This window comes from Vibrio genomosp. F10 str. 9ZD137 (assembly GCF_049974785.1).
Classification (GTDB): domain Bacteria; phylum Pseudomonadota; class Gammaproteobacteria; order Enterobacterales; family Vibrionaceae; genus Vibrio.
The window spans coordinates 1-666 of the sequence record NZ_JBNGCJ010000055.1 but is presented as its reverse complement, the minus strand read 5'-3'; the positions used below and the strand labels follow the sequence as shown (position 1 = coordinate 666).

Annotated in this window: 1 protein-coding gene; it reads left to right on the top strand. The window is 35.6% G+C overall.

The features are described 5' to 3' along the window. Positions 1–59: 59 nt before the first annotated feature. The gene (locus tag ACP45E_RS00690; protein ID WP_017037290.1) at positions 60–647 is read left to right on the top strand and encodes a hypothetical protein; all 588 of its coding nucleotides are present in this window, start codon (positions 60–62) and stop codon (positions 645–647) included. Positions 648–666 lie beyond the last annotated feature (19 nt).

Below are 666 nucleotides of genomic sequence, written 5' to 3'. Positions count from 1 at the left end.
TCACACCTTAATTGGGCGTTATGTTTTTCTTTTATTAAGGTGTTTCGAGGAGTATTGATATGAAACCGCCGAAAGGTATGAAATCAGTCTTGTGCGACAATAAGCTAGTGGGTTATGTCGAGGATGTAGGCGACCCTAAAGCTGCTGCAAAACTAGCTCATGATCTACTCAAGTCAAAGGGGTTGTTACGCGAAGTTTCAAAAGCAGAGTCTATATTTAAGCAGGCTCAATCATTCGCGAATACTTCTGCTTACCTGTATGAGAAGGACTTGAAGTCATTACCTAGAAATCCCCAAAGTATTACGCCATTTGTTGTTAATGCTGCTTTCAGCGCAGAGATGTACTTAAAATGTTTGTTAGAAATTCATGGCTTAGTTAAGAAGTCTCATGTTCTAACAGAATTATTTAAAGCCGTACCTAACAAAGTAAAAGACAAAATTAATAAAACCTGTAAAAAGCTTGAATCTCAGTATCAGGTTGAGCAAGGTACTCTTTTTAAAGATCATTTAATGAATATGAATAATGCTTTCATAAACTGGCGGTATCTTTATGAAAAAGAGACCGAACATATTAATATTCCACAAGTTATTTTGGTTTTGCAGGTACTGCATGAAGTATCTGCTATTGAACGTGGTCTAAAAACATAACAATAAATTTAAGAGTGAT